The sequence below is a fragment of the Anaerophaga thermohalophila str. Valhall genome (genome assembly GCF_000250735.1).
GTDB lineage: Bacteria > Bacteroidota > Bacteroidia > Bacteroidales > Marinilabiliaceae > Anaerophaga > Anaerophaga thermohalophila_A.
The window spans coordinates 1-1,403 of record NZ_AHZV01000139.1; the positions used below are offsets into that span (position 1 = coordinate 1).

At 43.9% G+C, this 1,403-nt stretch carries 1 protein-coding gene; it reads left to right on the forward strand.

Annotated features, from left to right (window positions below; genetic code table 11):
• Window positions 1–207 precede the first annotated feature (207 nt).
• Window positions 208–1,403 (forward strand): glucose/galactose MFS transporter (gene gluP, locus OQ5_RS0107420; protein WP_016776878.1); only part of this gene is annotated, 1,196 nt, incomplete at its 3' end.

The window sequence follows — 1,403 nt, forward strand, 5'->3', positions numbered from 1 at the left end:
GAAAACTTATGAATAAAGCAGGTTAAATAACTTTGTTCTCGTTCACCAAATGATTGTCAACTGTTCAGAACTAATGCTGAGCCGGAGCAATTATCCATTTAACCCTTATCCTCAGAGGAATCAGTATTGAATCAGGACGGATGCCGGCTATAGTCGGGATGCCGTATTGATACCGGTAACTTTTATAAAAACAAAAAATGAAACATTATGAGTGTTGAGGCCAAATCAAACGTTCAGGGGCGCAATCTTGTGATTGCTCTGATTATTCTCGGTACCATGTTTTTCTCTATCGGGTTTGCCCTGGGAATTAACAGTTATCTAATTCCGTTGCTGAAAAGCCAGTTGAGCATCAGCTCGGCAGAGTCATATCTGGTTCTTGCTGCAACATTTTCAGCGTTTTTAATTTTCGGATATCCGGCATCTTTTGTGATTGCGAAAATCGGATATAAACGAACCATGGCACTTTCGTTCCTGCTCTTTGCCATCGGGTTTTATCTGTACATCCCATCCGGGAATATGGAAAGTTTACCATTGTTCCTTGTCGCCAGTTTTATCAGTGGTATGGGAAATACTTTCCTGCAAGCAACGGTAAATCCCTATGTGACGATACTTGGCCCTATTGATAGTGCAGCCCGGCGGATGAGTATTATGGGAATACTGAACAAACTGGCCTGGCCGGTGGCTCCGCTCTTCCTTGCCTTGATAATTGGAAAGAGTGTTGATGATGTCCGTTTTGCGGATACTACATTGCCGTTCATAATTATTATCAGCGTTTTTGTATTGTTGGGTGTCATTGCTTTTTTCTCTCCGCTTCCAGAAGTGAAAGCAGTAGGAGAGGATGAGGAAAATGTAGATGATTGTCCATACGCGGCGAAAAAGACTTCTATATGGCAGTTTCCGCACTTGTTGCTTGGCATTTTGGCCTTGTTCTTTTACGTTGGGGTTGAAACGGTTGCGTTGGGAACGCTGGTAGATTATGCAGAAACATTGAATCTTGCCAATCCGGAATGGTATGCATGGATTGCTCCGGTAGGGATGGTGGCAGGTTATATCGTTGGGATAATTTTCATCCCTAAATACCTGAGTCAGTCAACAGCGCTGGTGGCAAGTGCTCTTGTTGCTATTGCCGGATCGTTGCTGGTTGTCTTTACCCCTCCCGAAATTTCCATCTTTTTTGTTGTTTTGATTGCACTGGGTTGTGCTTTGATGTGGCCTGCCATTTGGCCGCTGGCAATGACCGATCTGGGGAAATTTACAAAGCAGGGCGGTTCATTGATGGTTGTTGCCATTGTTGGTGGCGCGTTAATCCCGACACTTTATGGGTTTCTTAAAGACCTGTTTGGTGCACAAAATGCGTACTGGCTCGCAGTACCTTTGTTTGGGTATATTTTGTATTATGCGCT